Origin of the sequence: Lysinibacillus sp. NPDC096212 (genome assembly GCF_044763105.1) — a bacterium.
In the GTDB taxonomy this organism is placed as follows: Bacteria; Bacillota; Bacilli; order Bacillales_A; family Planococcaceae; genus Lysinibacillus.
On record NZ_JBIWFQ010000004.1, the window covers coordinates 85270 to 104092 of the forward strand.

The following is an 18823-nucleotide window of genomic DNA, read 5'->3' on the forward strand; positions in this document are numbered from 1 at the left end:
TATGGATCAGCCAAAAGAAAATCAAGTGCTACTAGAGGTAAATCATTTAAAAATAAAATTCCATTTAAAAAATGGTAAAGAGGCAAAAGTTGTTGATGATGTGAGCTTTACGATCCGTAAGGGAGAAACGGTTGCGCTTGTAGGTGAATCTGGTAGTGGTAAAAGTATTACATCGCTATCCATTATACGGTTACTGCCCATACCACCAGGAGAAATTTCAGCTGGTACGATTAAATTGAATGGTAAAAATCTCTTAGACTATAAAAATAAAGAGATGAGTAACATAAGAGGCAATGAAATTAGTATGATTTTTCAAGAGCCGATGACGTCATTAGATCCAGTTTTCACAATCGGTAATCAAATGATGGAAGGAATATGTAGACACCAAAAGATTTCAAAAAAAGAGGCATGGGAGAAATCTCTACAGTTGTTAAAAGAAGTTGGTATTGCCAATGCGGAAAAGGTTATTGCTGAATATCCGCACCAATTATCAGGTGGTATGCGCCAGCGTGTCATGATTGCAATCGCCATGTCTAATAACCCTCAGCTGCTGATTGCGGATGAGCCAACAACGGCACTTGATGTAACCGTACAAGCACAAATTTTAAAGCTTATGATGAAGATGAAGGAAGAACATCATTCGGCTATATTATTTATTACGCATGATATGAGCGTTGTAGCAGAAACGGCAGATCGCGTTATGGTCATGTATGCGGGACAAATCGTAGAAGAAGCACCAGTGCGAGAGCTTTTTATGAATCCAAAGCATCCATATACAACTGCTCTTTTAAAAACAATGCCTAATCTAGACACAGATGTTAAAAGGTTGCCGTCAATCCCAGGCACTGTTCCACCAGCTTATGCGTTACCAGAGGGCTGTCGCTTTGCACCGCGCTGTCCATTTGCGATGGAACAATGCCATGAGGTGCTACCAGAGGTAATCCATATTCAAGATGAACATAAAGTGCGCTGTCATTTATTTACGGAGAAGGGAGCGCTTGATCATGACGAAGAAAGAAGTTTTGCTTGAAATTAATCATTTAAAAGCCTACTTTCCTGTGAAACGTAAGTCGATGAAGGAAGAGAAAAAAGTCATTAAAGCAGTCGATGATATTTCACTTGAAATTTTCCGTGGCGAGACGCTTGGCATTGTAGGAGAATCCGGCTCCGGAAAATCGACGTTTGGCCGAACTATTTTAAAACTCGTCGAACCGACTGAGGGAGAAATTTTCTATAAAGGACAGCCCATTCAGCAGTTAAAGGGCAATAAGTTGCAAACTTTTCGCAATCAAATGCAAATGATTTTTCAGGATCCTTTTGCATCACTCAATCCTCGTATGCGCATAGGTACCATTATTGAAGAACCGATGAAGCTGCAATTAACATTAACGAAAGAGCAACGCAAAGAACGTGTGAAGGAGCTTTTACAAAAGGTAGGTCTCCCAGAAGATGCTATGCAAAAGTTCGCTCATGAATTTTCCGGCGGTCAAAGACAACGAATCGGGATTGCGCGGGCGCTTGCTATTCATCCAGAGTTCATTATTGCGGATGAGCCTGTATCTGCACTAGATGTTTCGGTGCAGTCACAGGTCTTAAACTTAATGATGGATTTACAGGATGAATTTCATTTGACCTATTTATTTATTTCACATGATTTAAGTGTTGTGAAGCATATTAGCGATCGGGTGGCTGTGTTGTATTTAGGGAGGGTAGTGGAAATTGGCACAAAGAAAGAATTATATGCGAATCCTCTTCATCCATATACGCAGGCGTTGCTATCAGCGATCCCAGTTATCAATTTTGATCAACCGAAACAAGAAATATCGTTACAGGGTGAATTGCCAAGCCCTATGAATCCTCCTGTAGGCTGTGTGTTTCATACACGTTGTCCCTATGTCATGGACAGATGTCATCAGGAACGGCCTGTGCTTCAGGAAGAAAATAACCATCAACGGGTAGCATGCTTTTTATATGATGAGTAAACTGAAAATTAAGTCTTTTTTGTGGAGTGAGGTGTGTTTGATGTTTGGAAATATTACAGATGTGCCAGGAGTTAAAGTTGGGCATGCAGAAAATAGTGAAGGCATAACAGGCTGTACAGCGATTTTAGTGGAAAATGGTGCAGTTTGCGGTGTCGATGTAAGAGGCTCAGCACCAGGCACTCGAGAGACGGATGCACTTGATCCTATTAACGAAATTGATCATGTACATGGGATTTGCTTGTCCGGAGGAAGTGCTTTCGGATTGGATGCTGCGACCGGAGTCATGCAATTTTTAGAGGAACAGGGTATTGGTGTGGATGCAGGTATTGCTACCATTCCAATTGTTCCTAGTGCTGTGCTATTCGATTTATTTATCGGTGATCCAAAGACAAGACCTACTGCTCCAATGGGCTATGAAGCGGCTAAGAGTGCGGTTGTTGGTCCATTTGCAAATGGTAATACTGGAGCCGGTTATGGTGCGACTGTAGGGAAATTGGCAGGCCCTCAATTTTGTATGAAAGGGGGGCTAGGTAGTACCTCTATAGCTGGTAAAGAGGGTTTTGTAGTTGGGGCAATCGTTGCTGTCAACGCTGTTGGGGATGTAAAAGATCCAAATACGAGAGAAACGCTAGCAGGTGCAAGGAATCCGAAAACAGGGGAATGGATTGATTGCTGTACTTATTTAGAGGAGTATGTGCAATCAGAAGGGTTATCTGGTACGAATACGACAATCGGTGTCATTGCAGTGAATGCCAGGCTGACAAAAGCAGAGGCGAAAAAAATAGCCCAGCTTACACAAAATGCCCTCGCACGGACGATTTATCCTGTTCACACAATGCTGGATGGAGATACGATTTTCGTGCTGGGTACAGGAGATAAAACATATCCAGTTGACTATTTGGGCCATTTGGCTACAAGAGCTATGGAGGAAGCGATCATTGCTGGCATTAAAGCTGCTGATAAATTAGTTGAAGTAGAAAGCTATAAAAGCATTCAAATAATGAGCACATAATGAATAGGAGGAAAGGACATGAGACTGAAGAACAAGTGGTTGATGCTGTTGTTGACATTGATAGTAGTTTTACTAGTAAGTGCCTGTTCAAATGATGACAAAAAAGATGAAAGTTCTAAAGAGAAATCCGAAGCAGATTTACCTCAAGACATCGTGGTACGTATAAATGATGACCCAGATTTTTTAGATCCACATAAAGCAACAGCATCTATTTCGTACCAAATGATACTCAATATTTTTGAAGGACTAATGGCACCTGAAACAGATGGTACTTTAAAAGAAGGGTTAGCCGAAAGCTATGCAATATCTGACGATGGTTTAACATATACATTCAAAATTCGTCCGGGTGTGAAATTTCATAATGGTGAGGATTTAACTGTTGAGGATATTCAGTATTCATTTGATCGTTTAATGGGGAAAAACGGTGGCGAAAAGATGTCAAACAGTTTTGATAATGTTGCGTCAACGGAAGCACCAGATGCCAATACATTTGTGATTAAGCTAAAGGAGCCAAACTCTAACTTCTTATATTCATTAACTGCTCGACAATCAGCCATCTTACCAAAAAGCAATGATGGAAAACATAATGAAAACCCAATAGGTACTGGACCATTTGCTTATGTAAAATACTCTCCAGGCTCTAATTTAGAATTGAAGAAAAATGAACACTACTGGAAGGAAGGGTTACCATACTTGAATAAAGTGACGTTTACCTTCCAATCGGATGATCAAGCGGCGATTATGAGTTTAATGGCCAATGAAGTCGATTTAACGAGTGTACCTTGGCAGCGCGTAAGTGAAGTAGAAAATAACTATAACTTATCTCATCAAAATAATAACTCATCATTAATCGTTACATTTAATGAAACGAAAGCTCCTTTTGATAATGTAAAGGTCCGTCAAGCAATTAACTACGCTATTAATAAGTCCGATATTATCGATTCAGTATTTGCAGGCTATGCTGTACCACTTGGTTCAAATATGAGTCCGGCGATGGGGGACTATCAAAAGAAAGGCTTAGAAAATATGTATAAGCGTGATGTGGAAAAAGCCAAAGCATTATTAGCAGAAGCGGGATATCCTAATGGCTTTAAAACGAAAATTACAGTGTCTTCGCATAATGATATGTATTCAAATATCGCGCAAATCGTAGCGGCTAATTTAAAGGAAATCGGTATTGATGTGGAAATTGAAGTAGTAGAGTGGGGCATTTGGCTAGACCGAGTTTACTTTGGTCGCGACTATCAAATGACAACGATCGATTTAACAGGTCGTGCCTCTGCCTATGATATTTTAAATGATTACATTTCATCAAATGATAGTGAAAACTTCTTCAAATTTAGAAATAATGAATACGACAAAATTATGGCAAATGTTTTAAAAGAAAGAGATCAGGCAAAACAAATTGACTATTACCATCGTGCACAGGAAATTTTAGCTGAGCAGGCAGTAGCGGTTTACATCGCAGATTATCAAATTGTTTGGGGTTCTAATAAAAACGTTACTGGGTTAAAGAACTATCCATTCTGGTTCCATGATATGTCTGAGGTTAAATTTTCTAACTAGAAAGGGATGAGAGCTAGATGATGTATATATTACGTCGATTCATCCTGTTAATAACAACCATCCTTCTAGTGTCGATCATTACATTCGGTGTTTTTCAAATTTTACCTGGTGATCCGGTTCGGACAATGTTAGGCACTGAAGCGGATCCCACACAAATTGAAAATTTGCGATCAGAGCTTGGCTTGAATCGCCCCCTTTACGTGCAATATACAGATTGGATGAAGGGATTATTGACAGGGGAATTAGGAAATTCCATTCGTTTTTCAATGCCAGTAAAAGAATTACTGTTTGATAGACTACCTGTAACGATGTCATTGGCTGGGCTCACTCTCTTAATTGTGCTACTCATTTCCTTACCACTGGGTATGTTTGCAGCGAGAAGACAAAATAAGTTTAGTGATGTGTCGTTGTCGACAGTGACGCAAGTTGGCATGGCCATTCCTTCTTTCTGGCTTGGGATGATACTCATTTTGTATATTGGCATGCAGTTCAGCTTCTTTAAAATAAGTGGGTATATTCCGTGGACGCAAAGTGTAACAGGAGCGTTAAGTACACTCGTTCTGCCAGCGTTAACAATTGCGATTCCACAAATTGCGGTCAATTTCCGCTATGTGCGTACGGCTATTTTAGAGCAAGTTCAGCTCGATTATGTGCGTACGGTTCGTAGTAAAGGGATGTCTGAGCAAAATGTTATGTATAAGCATGTCTTAAAAAATTCGATGATTCCAATATTAACGGTATTTGGATTGATCATGGCTGAAGTTGTTGCAGGGACAATTATTGTGGAGCAAGTATTTTCACTACCGGGTGTCGGTCAACTCCTCATCACGGCAATTAGTAATCGTGACTTTCCATTAGTACAGGGAATCGTTATGTATATTACGGTAGCAGTGGTCATGATCAATTTTATGGTCGATATTTTATATTCTGTGTTAGATCCTAGAATCCGATTACGATGAGAGGTGGATACGATGAAGAATATACAAAGGTACATGAAAAATATCAATTTAATCATTGGTCTACTAGTCATTGTCGGTTTTCTAATCATAATGATTATCAGCTTTTTTTATACACCACATGATGTAAACTCGATGAATATACCTCAAAAATTACAAAGCCCAAGTAGTGATTATCTTTTTGGTACGGATGAATTTGGTCGTGATATTTTTAGCCGTATGATGAAAGGAACACAAACGGCCTTTGCAGTCGGTCTACTAACGGTATCTATCGGAACAATTTTTGGTATTTTAATTGGTGGTATAGCGGGGTATGTAGGTGGCTGGATCGATGAAATCTTTATGCGCATGATGGATGCACTAATGGCTTTTCCAGGAATAATATTAGCTTTAATGCTCGTAGCGGTATTTGGACCAGGGATTGTTAATACAGCTATTGCATTAGGCATTATAGCCATACCGGCCATTGCCAGGATTACACGTAGTGGTTTCGTCCAACATCGTGACAATGAATATGTCTTAGCTGCAAAGTTAATCGGCGTAAAACCTTATAGCATTATGTTTCGCCATATATTACCCAATATTTCATCGCAGATTATCGTCGCCGCAACTGTAACTTTTGCGACTGCGATGCTTGCTGAAGCGGCACTGAGTTATTTAGGGCTTGGCGTGCAGCCACCAAACCCTAGCTGGGGACGAATGTTAAAAGACTCACAAGCTTATTTAGTTGGAGCCCCTTGGTATACTTATGCGCCAGGGGGAGCCATTACAGTACTTGTATTAGGTTTGTATATGCTTAGCAATGCATTACGCGATTTTATGGATCCGCGTTCAAAAGCGTAAAATATCAGGTGCTGTTTTTTTCAATAATTCAAAGGCCTTCACCGCTATTTCTATATTGAGACGATGTGGGGCCTGTAAAAAATCAGCACCTAAAATATTTTCTAGTCGTTCAATTCGTTTATAGAGTGTTTGGCGGACAATGAATAATTGTTCAGCAGTATCATTTTTGGCACCATTGCATGCTAAATAAACACAGAGCGTTTGATAAAGGTCGTTACCATTCTTTTGATCAATCAATAGTATTTCTTGTAAATAATCTTTTACGTATTGCAAAAGGACAGCATGATCCTGATGTAATAACAATCTGTAAACACCTAAATCCTTGTAGTAAATAGAAGAAGTAAGTTCATTGTGTTGCATTTGAATGGTTGTTTTTGCCTCTTTATAGCCTTGTTGTACGCTATTTATGGATTGATAAACATTGCTTATGCCAAAGGTAAGGGTTATTTGCTCGAAAAGCTGTGGTGTTTTTCGAACAATAATCTGCTGTATAGCTTGGTTGAAAGAGTCACGATTTTCCTCCATATTATCTGCTGCAATGTAAAATGCAAGGATAATAATTTCATGCTGTCGTACAGAAACGGTAGGGAAAAAGCCAAATTTTTTTAGGATGGAACGAACAAACATAACATTTTGTAGCTGTATTTCTTGCCAATCTTCCTTTGAAAAGGTATTGGCATAATCAAGCATATTAAACACGACTACGCGATAAAATAGGTTGCGACTTTCCAGTGGCAAATAACTTTGATAATACTGAAGATCAATAGGTTCTCCTTGTATTAAGGCGAGGATAAATTCATCCTCACGACTTTGCTGCCGCTCCTGTAGCATTCGATTACGCATCAAAATTTGGGCAATCGACATCGTTGCACGTTCAAGATTTAACAATGTATAATCACTTGGCTTCGGCAGTGCAGAATGCATACATAAATAGCCCCATACTTGTCCTAGTCCATTGACTGGAATGATAACGAAATGATCTTTGTCAATGGATAGTCGTTGGATGGGTTCTTGTAATTCTAGTTGCTGACAATGCTCCTCCATAACTTGTAAATACTTTTTGGCTTCTATTGGATAATAGAAGCTTTTTGTATCTTCGGAGACAAATAAAAATAATGCATCGGTATCTTGATGAAGCACCTGTAAAATTTTTAATATACCATTTGGCATTAACGACAATTCCATAAAAGTCTTTGATATTGCATCTAGCTGTGTTAATGCTTGTTGGTGATGATTAATAATGTACGTATGTAGATCCTGCGTAATATCGATAAATCTTACAACCTCTTCAAAAATGATGATAGGAAAATCATGAGTATTAGCCATTGTAACCAGTTCTACAGGGACATAGTCAAAATAATCACCAATTTCAATACAAAGACCTGCAGCACCGTTACGGATAAGATTTTGTAAATAAGCAATTTGTGTTTCACGCTCTAACTGTAAACCTACACCAGTTGTTAAAATGAGCTCACCACCATTTATTAAAGTATCAAAATCTTTTATTTCTAAAATATGTGTCCATAGTACTTGTCGATTTAGGCCTTGTTGTCCTGCGATTAGCTTGGCAGATTCAAAATGCTTTCGCTTTAATACATCACGTACAAGTAGAGGATGTTTCGACATAATAAGCACCTACCCTTCGAATGTACAATAATTATGTTTGATTAATCAGAAAATTTCAACATTAATAGAATAAAAGAGTTAAGTCGGTGAATAAGGGATCTCGGGGATAGGGGGCGGACGGATGTATGGCGTGAAGCGATCATACTACACTTAAAGGCACTGAACGTAGGGGGAGGGAGCTCACTTCGACATTATTTATGATCGCTGTATATAAAAGGGATTCTGATGCAAAGAAAGGCGTTTCCAAATGCTCAGAAGCGTATGGAATCACCTTTAATAATTTCGTGTATGACCTTTCTTTACATACTCCCAATCAGTTTCAATATTTTGACGAATACGAATTAATAAGTCGTGAATACTGTCAATTTCATTAGAAGAAAAACCATCTAATGCTCTAGCATTCGAATAGTCACCTTCTCGCTTTAACAATGGATAAATCTTGAGACTTTTCTCTGTCGGGAAAAGCTGTTTGTTTTTCTTATTGCCAATTTCATTACGCTTTTCTATAAAACCTTTTGTCTCCAACTTTTGAATCGCTCGGGAGGCGGTTGTGCGATCTACCTTCAATAGTTCAGCTACCTTTTCCTGAATAATACCAGGGTTTTCACAGATGCGGGTGACATACAAATATTGTCCCTTTGTTAAATCAAGTTCTTTAAACTCAATATTACTAATGGAATCAAGTGCCCTTGCAATCGCACCAATATCTCGCAAAATTTCCTTCATTGATTGCCTCCGAAAAAATTATTGTATTTGCAATAAAAAATGCTCTATACTATATATTATCATCCATGCAAGGAAATTTCACTTCTTATCTACAGGTGGAGGTTCTGCAAAGCGGTTCTAGTTGCGGAGTGGACGGCTTTAGCGGCGCAACAAGCAGATTTAGCGGCGAAGTAGACGGTTCTATCGCCGGAAAACAAAGTCTACCAACGGAGAGCACGCTCCGAAAAACAAGGAGGAATATTAAAATGAACACGAAAAAAATTACAGATGAACAAGATTTACAAACAGCATTTGCTATTCGCCAAAAAGTTTTTATAGAGGAACAAGAGGTTCCAGAGGAAGAAGAATTTGATGAATTCGATACACTAGATGCAGCATGTGATCATACTCTTGTGTACTATAACGAACAACCTGTTGGCACAGGCAGACTGCGAGTTGTTGATGGCTATGGCAAACTAGAGCGTATATGTATATTAATAGAATTCCGCAAATTTGGTTTAGGAAAAGTGATTATCCAAAGTTTAGAGGACATAGCACTTGAAAAAGGTTTAACAAAATATAAATTAAACGCACAATCCTATGCAGAAGGCTTTTATGAAAAATTAGGCTATAAGCGTGAAGGTGAAGAATTTATGGATTGTGGCATCCCACATATTTTAATGAAAAAACAATTTAATAGGGTGTAGTGGTATTTATTTTTCATTTTAAAAAATAGCAAACTAGGTTTAATGTTAGTTTGCTATTTTATTTTAATGCAATAGCGCTTTTATTTTTCCCCATAATGGCTTAATTTTTTCTTTATTCGGCACATTTTCAAAAATCCAATCTGATTCATTGTTGAAGGCGTTCACTAATTTCTTTACTGCCATCTCATGAGTTACAAGGCTCATACAATTCATGATATCTACTATTTCATGTAATGGGTCAGTGGGTAATGAATTAGACAACGTTTTAAGTCCAAGTAAAGCCCGCTCAGGACAATACTTATGCAGTAGTACTTTTGCGAAGTGTTCTAAACTATTCCGCAGTAAATGAACACTCCAAATCTCATTTCCACGTTGAGCACTCCAATAATATTGATACAAATACCAGACAGTATCATCTACAGCATCTTGAAATTCGAGTGGAGTTAATGACAAAGTAGTATTCTTTTGTTTTGCTGTAAGGATCCCATTTGGATCAAATAAAATTTTAATCGCATCGTTTTCACTTATTTCAGAGGAAGTTACTGTAAATAAATCGATATGAATCATATCTTCATATATGACTAATAGCTGAGGAGCAATAATATAGATATCATCTACAAAAATTGTTTTCTTATAAGCTTCAATATGTTGATTGCGGTTGGGCAAAAAAGCTTCGACGTTTTCTTCATTCACAACGCAATAAATATCGATATCCGAAAATTCATCATGCTCTTCTCTAGCCATCGATCCTCTTAAAAATACAGCTTCAATATATTGATCATCCTTTAGACTTTCAAGTAAAACCTCAACAACATGATCTAATTTCAAGTGTATCCTCTCCTTTTAATAAAACAGGCTACCCAAGTTATTTTTGAGTAGCCTTATTTTGCTAGATTTCCTTAACAATAGTGCCTGAGAAGCTATCGTGGGGAAGAAGTTGTCCATTTTGTTGTTCGAATGCTTTTGGATTTTTCAAGTAATCGAATGTGCTAATTGAGTCACGGTAAGCTATTCGTTTTATAATTTGGGAGGAAGTCACCCTAGTCCCAATTTTATTTTCGAGAACTAGTCCCATTTTTTTGTAGCCAACTGTTTGCCCTTTTTTACGTAATTGTGCTAATTCAAGTGACCACATAACGACTGTCGGTGTAACGATGGCATGAATCGCCTCGTTTTTTACCTTTTTTCGGAGGATATACTCCACGCCAGCTGTGACAGCCGACGAAATAGCAATATCGATTAGAAATGCTTTTGTTCGTTTTTTTGAAATAGAGTTCACCAGTTCTCCTCCTCGAAATAAGTTGCGAAATATTTAAAAAAACATATTATCTTTAAATGGCAATTCACGCTTAGTCAGGTAAGAAGCAATGGCACCATGTTTTTCGGTCGAAGCTCCTGCATATCGATTTGCGAAAGTAAGAAGGGGAATAGCCTGCTCCTTACAAAATTCGACTAGATTGATCACTGTAATCTGTTTGCTCAGGAGAATAGCTAACAATGCACCAATAAAAGCATCGCCCGCTCCAGTAGTATCAACCGCATGAACTTTGTCAGCAGGTATCTTTACATGAAGCTTTTTAGTATAAAGACTTGCACCTTCTGCGCCACAAGTAATTATAATTACTTGTACTTTCCCCTGAAATAATGAATGGACAGCTGTTTCCTCATCCTCAATCGCTGTTAAAAATAAAAGCTCCTCCTCGGACAATTTAACGATATGGGCCTTTGGTAAAAAATCCAAAATGGTTTGACGACATGCCTTCTCATCATTCCATAGTGGCAAGCGAACATTTGGATCAAAAGAAACAAGACTACCTACCTGATGGGCTTGTTCAATCAATGCCATATGTGCATGTTTCATAGGGCTTTCCACTAAATTAACTGAACAAAAATGAACAATATCGTGATCTGTTAATAAATTAGGTGGGAGTTGTTCTTTGTTGTAAAGTAAATCTGCTGCGTGGCGACGATAAAATAAGAAATCTCGGCCTCCATCACTTGTCAGGGAAACAAAAGCTAGACTCGTTTCACCCTTATCTGTTTGAACAATATAGTTCGTATCGACATCGGCTTTTTTTAACGTTTCTACGAGAAAATCTCCAAAAGCATCCTGACCTACCTGTGTAATGAGGGCAGCTTGTTGCCCGAGTTTTGCACAAACAGCTGCAACATTGGCAGGAGCCCCACCAGCATTTTTAGTAAATTGCTCAACTGTAGCAAGGGAAGCATTTTGTTCAGTAGGTGTAAAATCAATTAATAATTCACCAATTGCATAAAGTTTACTCACGGAATAATCTCCTTTAAATAAAATGTTGCTGTCGCTTTTCTTTCGCACAGAAAAATTGCCACATGACGTGGGCTTTCCATCACTAAGCGCTTTGCATCCGTCGCTCTGTTGGATCTTTCCGTCACAAAGCGCTTTACATCCGTCGCTCTGCCAGTCCGTTCCGTCACCTTCATTTCAATCCGTCGCTCTGCTGGACCTTTCCGTCACAAAGCGCTTTGTATCTGTCGTTCTGCCAGTCCGTTCCGTCGCCTTCATTTCAATCCGTCGCTTTTCTCGACCTTTCCGTCACCTTGCCCTTGGCGTTCTTAGACTGAGTTCCTCTATTCCAGTCTGTGTGAGAATATATCCACTGAAAAGGAAGCACACCCACATTCATCTCTTCACCTTTAAAGGTGGGAGTCTTCTGTAGCTGACGCGTCGCTTTCGCCACAAAAAACATCCGCTGAATGAAGATAAATAAGGATTAAGTCTGAGGCACACGCTTTTTCTTCGGTACGTAAATTGTGTAAAAAATGCCACCAAAAATTAATACAATACCAACTGTTTGCATGAAGCTTGGCATAAAATCAAGCAACAGCATATCAAGCAATATAGCCACTACTGGGTCAACAAATACTAATACTGAAACTAGAATAGTAGAGAGGCTACGAATACTATCAAAAAATAAATAATAAACAAATCCTGTATGAATAAAGCCTGTTCCTAAAATATATAGCCAGTTTGTTGTCGTTAAGCCATCAAATAACGAAAAATTAACAAATGGCAATAGTATGATAATTCCAACTGCAGTTTGGATATATGTTAAGGCATAGGAACTAAGCTTTGTGATTGTTTTACTTGTAAGCATCGTAAACGCGTAAAACAATGCAGACAGTAATGCCCAAATAAAACCTGATTTCATAAATTCAGAGAGTGTCATAAAATTATTTAAACCAATAATGAGCATACTGCCGATAAAGCAAGTAACTGTTGCTAGCAATGCTTGAATAGTCATCTTTTCTTTTAAAAACAACGCGCCAAATATTAATACGAATATTGGTGCTAAATTATAGATAGAAATGGCAATGGAAATGGACATTTCTTCAAAGGCTTTAAATAAAAATACCCAGTTTAAGACAATAAAGACACCGCATAGAAGTGTACGTAATATCTCCTTTTTATCCCATATTTCCGTTTTGTGACCACCTGTGATCAGCCACATTCCTCCTAGAAAGAGGGTAGCACAAATACATCTAACAAATACTAGCTCGGTAGCAGGTACGCCAGTATGAACGGTAAAAAATCCAATAGAGCCAAAAAGGGCCATTGAAACAGTTAGTTTGATAATCGCTGAAATGTTCATCCAAAACCTTCTTTCTATAAAATTATTATAATTTTTGTCGCTTGTGGAAGTAGGGGAAACTTAACGTTATTTCGCCCCGTTCTCAAAGTTATTCGCTCAGATAGAGTAAGAAACTGCTCGGCAAAGAGAAGAAATCGCTCAGGTAAAGGCTGGAACCGCTCGACTAAGAGAAGAAATCGCTCAGGTAAAGGCATGAACCGCTCGACTAAGAGAAGAAATCGCTCAGGTAGAGTGAGGAACTGCTCGGCTAAGAGAAGAATCCGCTAAGGTAGAGTAAGGAACTGCTCGGCTAAGAGAAGAAATCGCTCAGGTAAAGGCATGAACCGCTCGACTAAGGGAAGAATTCGCACAGGTATAGTCTCGAACTACTCAGCTTGGAGAAGAATCCACCTAAGCATAGTCTAGAACCGTTCGGCTGATGAGAAGAATTCGTTCAGGTATAGTCTGAACCCGCTGAGTTAACAGTAGAATCTACTCAGATAGAAGACGCCCCAGCACCTTTACAAATCTATCAATCCTTAAGGTTCAAAAATAAGGAAAGAAAGCCGACAGTTGACATACGCTGTCGGCTCTTCATTAATAGTTCTACAATTATTCTCGGATTTGGCCGTTACCGTGAATGTAATACTTTGTTGATGTTAATGCTGGTAAACCCATTGGTCCCCGAGCGTGTAATTTTTGCGTACTAATGCCGATTTCTGCACCGTAGCCGAATTCAAAGCCGTCTGTGAAGCGAGTGGAGGCATTGTGATAAACAGCTGCAGCATCCACGCTATTTAAGAACGTATCTGCTACTAACTGATCCTCAGTCATGATGGCTTCAGAGTGGTTCGTGCCGTATTTATTAATGTGTTCGATTGCTTCATAAACGTTTTCCACAATTTTAACGCTGATCTTTAAATCTAAATATTCAGTTGCATAGTCTTCAGCTGTTGCTAGTTGAGCGAATTCAAGAGCTTGACAAACGGTTTCATCACCAATAATTGTCACACCGGCTTGATGCATAGCACTTAGTAGCTGTTTGCCGTGCTCCTTAAACCAATCAGGATGAATAAGTAAGCTTTCGGCTGCATTACAAACCGATGGGCGTTGCGTTTTCGCATTGATACAAATTTTTTCTGTTTTTATGTAATCGGCCGTATGGTCCACATAAATATGACAGTTGCCAGCACCTGTCTCTAGTACTGGTACAGTGGCTTCATTTACTACTAAATCAATAAGTGCTTTTCCGCCACGAGGAATTAATACATCTAAGTATTCTTTTAAATGGAATAATTCTTTGACAGTTTCACGATTCGTATCCTCGATTAATTGTACAGCGCCTACAGGGATAGACGTTTTGCTAAGTGCACGATGAATACTTGCCACAAGTGCTACATTAGAAAATTTGGCAGAAGAGCTACCACGTAAAATGACTGCATTACCTGTTTTCAATGATAATGTTGCCGCATCCACTGTAACATTAGGTCGCGCCTCGTAAATCATCCCGATAACGCCAATAGGCACTAGACGCTTTTCAATCAATAGTCCATTATCTTTTTCTATTCGCTCTAAAAGACTACCTACTGGATCATTTAATTCAACAAGTAACTGAATAGCACTTGACATAGCTTCCACTCGTTCTTTGTTTAGCATGATGCGATCAAGTGTAGAAGCGGGCATTCCTTGTTGCTTGCCATGAGCTAAATCCTTTGCATTTTCAGCAATAATAGTATCTTGGTCGATGATTAATTGCTCAGCAATTTTTGTGAGAGCCTCATTTTTTTCACAAGTTGTTTTAATATTTAAAATATAGCTGGCGGCTTTTGCTAGCTTTCCTTTTTGTTGAACTTCACTTGTCATGTGAATTCCTCCTTAATTTGTTTGAATTTTTAGCCATTTATCTCGGTGAATGACCTCAATAGGATAGTTCGCTAACTCATCTGTACGTTTTCCCATCGCATGTGCTAACTCTAGGGAAGAATATAAGACCTCACCACGACCAAGCAGTCCATTGTCACTGTAGACCTCGACAACGTCTCCATTTGCGAAGTCACCTTCGACACGGTATACACCAGCGGGTAACAAGCTTTTCCCATTTGCCAATAGTGCATGCTCAGCACCGCTATCTATAAAAATTTTACCAGATACTTCCGTGAGTGCAATCCACTGTTTATTATTTGTTAAAACAGCAAGCGCATCATGCTCAACATACGTACCATCACCACGGCCTTCTAGTATGTCTACAAGCTTTTTAGCACCGTGGCCAGTTCCGATAAAAACTTTGACGCCTGCATTTAAAGCTGCTCGAGCTGCAAGTAATTTAGATTCCATACCACCTGTACCGACCTTCGAGCCTGCACCATCTGCAAAACCTAGCATTTCATCAGATACCTCTGTTAATCGATCAATGCGTTTGGCCTCTGGGTTTTTATTTGGATTGGCGTTATACAAGCCATTGATATCTGTTAAGATAATGAGCTGATCGGCATGAACGAGACCACTTACAAGAGCCGATAACATGTCGTTATCTCCAAAGGTTAATTCGCTAACAGATACCGTATCGTTTTCGTTAACGATTGGCAGTATAGAGCGCTCTATTAATTCTTCAAAAGTGGCATAGGCATTTTTATAGCGCTCCTTTTTTGAAAAATCAGTACGTGTTAATAAAATTTGAGCAGGTACAATATCATAAATACTAAATAAAGCATTGTAGGTTTGAATAAGTAAACTTTGCCCAACTGCCGCTGCAGCTTGTTTACCTTTTACTGTAACGGGTCGGGAAGGGTACCCTAGCTGTTTAAAGCCTGCTGCAACTGCACCTGATGAAACAAGCAATACTTCATGACCGTCTTTTTTTAATTCAGCTATCGCTTGAACATGGTCCATTAAACGTATTTTATCAATTTCACCTTTTGCATTTGTTAAGGAGCTACTCCCAATTTTGACGACGATTCTTTTTCTTTCCATTGCAATACCTCCAATTCGCCATTACATTTGCATTATGATTTAAACTTTAGCAGCTGCTAAGATTCGCTAAAAATTAAAAATAAAAAGCCTTTTCATCCTAATAAATTAGGACGAAAAGGCCGCTTTCCGTGGTACCACCTACATTGAACGTCATTGACATTCCACTTTACCTCATAACGCTTGAGACTGCGCCTAGTTTAGCTAGGACGTTTTACGAAGTAGGTTCTTTAGTCTTTCTTGTACAATGCCTTACAGCCGATGGGCATCGCTCTCTGATCAAGCAGTTTCTAGGTACTAGTCTTCGCCGCTGTTATTTTAATAATTGAATATCTTTTTGAATGATGTCTCATTCCTCAAAAAGTAATTGAATAAAGAATGCACTACTTTAGCAAGTCTGTCAAGCTGATTAGGAATGTTAATAAAAAGTTTCGAATAAATTAGTAGGTAATACTGAACAATCGAGGGTACGTTGAGAGGAAAACACAACTTTTTTAATTGTACCACCAGATTGCGACTAATAGTGGGAGCATCGCTATAACAATTACGAAAAAGCTCCATAATATTTGTTTTCCTGAAGACATATTTTTTGGTTTTATACTCATTTGTTCATATAGTTCGTTGATGGCACGTTGTTCTTTAGCATAAAGCATGGTTTGAAATTCATCGTAATCTTGAATATAGCTTGAGGGAGGGCGAGGGCTAAAACGTAAACTTCGAATATCATCAGTAATCTCTTTTTCACCCATAAAATAAGTAATAACTGGTGCTAACCCTGAATTTTGTGCAGCTTGTACTTCGATATCATGTGTTTTCATTTTATAATAGACATTTCCTTGCTCGTCTTCATATTGCTTTACAATATCACTTACTGCCATCGACAAACACCTCTTTCTCCAAAACAATACGACTTTTACGTTATGATAATATTTATTATAATGTATTAAAGAAGAAAAGTGTTGCTTAAACGAGCATAATCGCTTAGAGATTTTTTGTAAAAATTTAGAAAAAGCAAATCACCATGTAGTATAATGGAAATAAAATCATATTATAATGGTTCTTTTCTAAAAGTAATTGTTCATTACCGAAAGTTGGGTGTGACATTTTGTAAAAACGTATGTTATGTTGATGAGCCTATTAAAAATATGGAAAGAAGGGGTAGTATTGACGTTTTCAATGTTATTGGCGTTTTTAGGGGCAGCAATTATTTTAACATTAATGCCAGGACCAGATAATTTATTTGTTCTTGCGCAAAGCATTACACAGGATAAAAAGGCGGGTATAGCGACATCACTTGGTCTCTGTACAGGCTTGCTCGTTCATATAGGAGCGGCTGTTCTAGGAATCTCAGCTATTATTTATCAATCAACAGTTATTTTTTCTATTGTTAAGTTTGCAGGAGCAGCGTATTTATTGTATTTAGCTTGGCAATCGTTTCGCGCGAAAGGTGATCCATTCACGCTGGAACAGCAAAATGAACAAGCCTATATGACGTTATATCGAAAAGGTATTTTAATGAATATTTTAAATCCAAAAGTTTCTTTATTTTTCTTAGCACTATTGCCACAGTTTGTAAATCCTTCTAATGGTCATGTAGGTTTACAGATGTTAATTTTGGGTATTGTATTTTTAGTACAAGCGCTTATACTATTTTCATTATTTAGCATTTTTGCCGGTAAAGTTAGAAAAGTAATTATTGGTAAGCCTGCAATTGCTAAACGATTAAATATGATTCAAGGCATACTTTTCACTTTTATTGGGATACAAATAGCGCTGAGTAAACAGTAAAATGGGGGATTTTCATGGCAATTTTACATATAACGTTTAGCTTATCTACACAGGGTTCGATAAAACACGCGATACGACAGCATCATTTACAACGAGATGAATCAGTGCTTAGTGTCAATGAGATTTTCTCGATTGGTCCACTAAGCAGCGCAGAAGAACGAAAAAACTGGCTAGCAGCTCATATCTTTAGGGACAATGAAGAACGTGAATTGTACGAGGATCTTCAACAAGCATGGAAGAAAAAAATTGCAGGTTTACCGTGCGATGTTGATGTCTGGGTTTGGTACAGCCAAAGTACTCATGAAGAGATTGGGTTGCGACTTGTTATGAGCGAGTTGATCAATAAATGTAGTATGGTATATGGAATTGATGCTACAGAGGGCTTAAAGCGTGTACAGCCAAACATGAAGATTCGTCAATCAGGTGAACTTGCGTCAGACTTGCTAATGAAGCTCCGTTCTGAGGCTAAGCGGTTTTCTATTGATGAGTGTCAGGAACTTGCAAAGGAATGGGAAGAGCTAAAACAAAACCCTAGTACACTACGAATTTGGCAAGATGGAATTGTACATGTAGCGGAAGACGCATTGGATCCTATCATTATGGAAAGTGCGGAAAGAGCACATGCCGAACTAAATGAAGAATGGCTTATACCGATGCGTATCATCGGTGAAACAATTGGTGCAATTGATGACTATATAAGTGAAGAATTTGTGGAAAAACGCTTGATGACCCTTGCAAAGCAGGGACTTTTTGAGATCGATGGAAATACAACAGATATGTATTCGTATCAAGTAAAATATGTAGGAAAGTAATAATAAAATGCTTTGCAGTAACCACCTTTCGTATGAAGAAGGTGGTTTTTTGAGTTGAAGAAAATTGTCTTGTAGTGTACCTCATAAAATGAGAAAGTACTCATGTTTTGAGCTCTTAAATAGGGACTGAAAGAAAGCTTGGCAAACTGAAGGAAACACCAATAATTATGCTTGCTGCGAGAGATAGCATTATGAATCGAATATTGTATAGACCCCTTATTGCTAAAAAATAAATGATAATTTTGGTTTTT

18 protein-coding genes are annotated in these 18823 nt (G+C 38.4%); 9 read left to right on the forward strand and 9 right to left on the reverse strand.

Features of this window, described 5'->3' with window-relative positions; all coding sequences use genetic code 11:
* The first annotated feature begins 1 nt into the window (after position 1).
* From ACIQ7T_RS05345 to ACIQ7T_RS05370, 6 genes are read left to right on the forward strand one after another with little or no spacing between them, the layout of a single operon-like run.
* Positions 2-1030 (forward strand): ABC transporter ATP-binding protein, encoded by a 1029-nt coding sequence (locus ACIQ7T_RS05345; RefSeq protein WP_370077440.1) that lies wholly within the window; start codon positions 2-4, stop codon positions 1028-1030.
* Positions 1005-1982: an ABC transporter ATP-binding protein gene (locus ACIQ7T_RS05350; RefSeq protein WP_402869031.1), complete on the forward strand. Its 978-nt coding sequence runs from the start codon at positions 1005-1007 to the stop codon at positions 1980-1982. The genes ACIQ7T_RS05345 and ACIQ7T_RS05350 overlap by 26 nt, the downstream gene beginning before the upstream one ends.
* 40 nt (positions 1983-2022) lie before the next feature.
* Entirely contained in the window at positions 2023-2994 is a 972-nt protein-coding gene (locus ACIQ7T_RS05355; RefSeq protein WP_402869225.1) for a P1 family peptidase, read from the forward strand.
* A gap of 18 nt (positions 2995-3012) precedes the next feature.
* Positions 3013-4560 carry an ABC transporter substrate-binding protein gene (locus tag ACIQ7T_RS05360; protein WP_370077445.1) on the forward strand — a complete coding sequence of 516 codons (1548 nt, stop codon included), beginning with the start codon at positions 3013-3015 and terminating at the stop codon, positions 4558-4560.
* A gap of 17 nt (positions 4561-4577) precedes the next feature.
* On the forward strand, positions 4578-5519 hold the full coding sequence (locus ACIQ7T_RS05365; RefSeq protein ID WP_370077447.1) for an ABC transporter permease: 942 nt from the start codon (positions 4578-4580) through the stop codon (positions 5517-5519).
* 12 nt (positions 5520-5531) lie between these two features.
* Entirely contained in the window at positions 5532-6359 is an 828-nt protein-coding gene (locus ACIQ7T_RS05370) for an ABC transporter permease (protein WP_370077449.1), read from the forward strand.
* Here the strand turns inward: ACIQ7T_RS05370 and ACIQ7T_RS05375 are convergent.
* Positions 6348-7985 (reverse strand): PucR family transcriptional regulator, encoded by a 1638-nt coding sequence (locus tag ACIQ7T_RS05375; protein ID WP_402869034.1) that lies wholly within the window; start codon positions 7983-7985, stop codon positions 6348-6350. The two genes, ACIQ7T_RS05370 and ACIQ7T_RS05375, sit on opposite strands and share 12 nt — an antisense overlap.
* A gap of 273 nt (positions 7986-8258) precedes the next feature.
* Positions 8259-8711 carry a MarR family winged helix-turn-helix transcriptional regulator gene (locus tag ACIQ7T_RS05380; protein ID WP_370077452.1) on the reverse strand — a complete coding sequence of 151 codons (453 nt, stop codon included), beginning with the start codon at positions 8709-8711 and terminating at the stop codon, positions 8259-8261.
* 245 nt (positions 8712-8956) lie between these two features.
* On the opposite strand from ACIQ7T_RS05380, the gene ACIQ7T_RS05385 reads away from it, so the two are divergent.
* Positions 8957-9397, forward strand: coding sequence for a GNAT family N-acetyltransferase (locus tag ACIQ7T_RS05385; RefSeq protein WP_370077454.1), 441 nt, complete (start codon positions 8957-8959; stop codon positions 9395-9397).
* A 63-nt stretch (positions 9398-9460) separates the two neighbouring features.
* Here ACIQ7T_RS05385 and ACIQ7T_RS05390 read toward each other — a convergent pair whose 3' ends face one another.
* The 7 genes from ACIQ7T_RS05390 to ACIQ7T_RS05420 form a co-directional block, all read right to left on the reverse strand.
* Positions 9461-10225: an aminoglycoside 6-adenylyltransferase gene (locus ACIQ7T_RS05390; protein WP_402869036.1), complete on the reverse strand. Its 765-nt coding sequence runs from the start codon at positions 10223-10225 to the stop codon at positions 9461-9463.
* Between the two features lie 61 nt (positions 10226-10286).
* Entirely contained in the window at positions 10287-10676 is a 390-nt protein-coding gene (locus ACIQ7T_RS05395) for an RDD family protein (RefSeq protein WP_370077458.1), read from the reverse strand.
* A gap of 33 nt (positions 10677-10709) precedes the next feature.
* Positions 10710-11684, reverse strand: a complete 975-nt coding sequence (locus ACIQ7T_RS05400; protein ID WP_370077460.1) for a carbohydrate kinase family protein — start codon at positions 11682-11684, stop codon at positions 10710-10712.
* 463 nt (positions 11685-12147) lie between these two features.
* Positions 12148-13026 (reverse strand): DMT family transporter, encoded by an 879-nt coding sequence (locus tag ACIQ7T_RS05405; RefSeq protein ID WP_370077463.1) that lies wholly within the window; start codon positions 13024-13026, stop codon positions 12148-12150.
* 591 nt (positions 13027-13617) lie between these two features.
* Positions 13618-14868, reverse strand: a complete 1251-nt coding sequence (locus ACIQ7T_RS05410) for a glutamate-5-semialdehyde dehydrogenase (protein WP_370077465.1) — start codon at positions 14866-14868, stop codon at positions 13618-13620.
* A gap of 12 nt (positions 14869-14880) precedes the next feature.
* Positions 14881-15975, reverse strand: a complete 1095-nt coding sequence (gene proB / locus ACIQ7T_RS05415) for a glutamate 5-kinase (protein ID WP_370077467.1) — start codon at positions 15973-15975, stop codon at positions 14881-14883.
* A 491-nt stretch (positions 15976-16466) separates the two neighbouring features.
* A complete protein-coding gene (locus ACIQ7T_RS05420) occupies positions 16467-16850 on the reverse strand; it encodes a sodium:proton antiporter (protein WP_370077471.1) in 384 nt (127 codons plus the stop codon).
* Positions 16851-17136: 286 nt separating this feature from the next.
* Between ACIQ7T_RS05420 and ACIQ7T_RS05425 the strand changes: the two genes are divergently transcribed.
* Both ACIQ7T_RS05425 and ACIQ7T_RS05430 read left to right on the forward strand, forming a co-directional pair.
* A complete protein-coding gene (locus ACIQ7T_RS05425; protein ID WP_370077473.1) occupies positions 17137-17760 on the forward strand; it encodes a LysE family translocator in 624 nt (207 codons plus the stop codon).
* A gap of 14 nt (positions 17761-17774) precedes the next feature.
* Positions 17775-18572, forward strand: coding sequence for a DUF1835 domain-containing protein (locus tag ACIQ7T_RS05430; protein WP_370077475.1), 798 nt, complete (start codon positions 17775-17777; stop codon positions 18570-18572).
* Positions 18573-18823 lie beyond the last annotated feature (251 nt).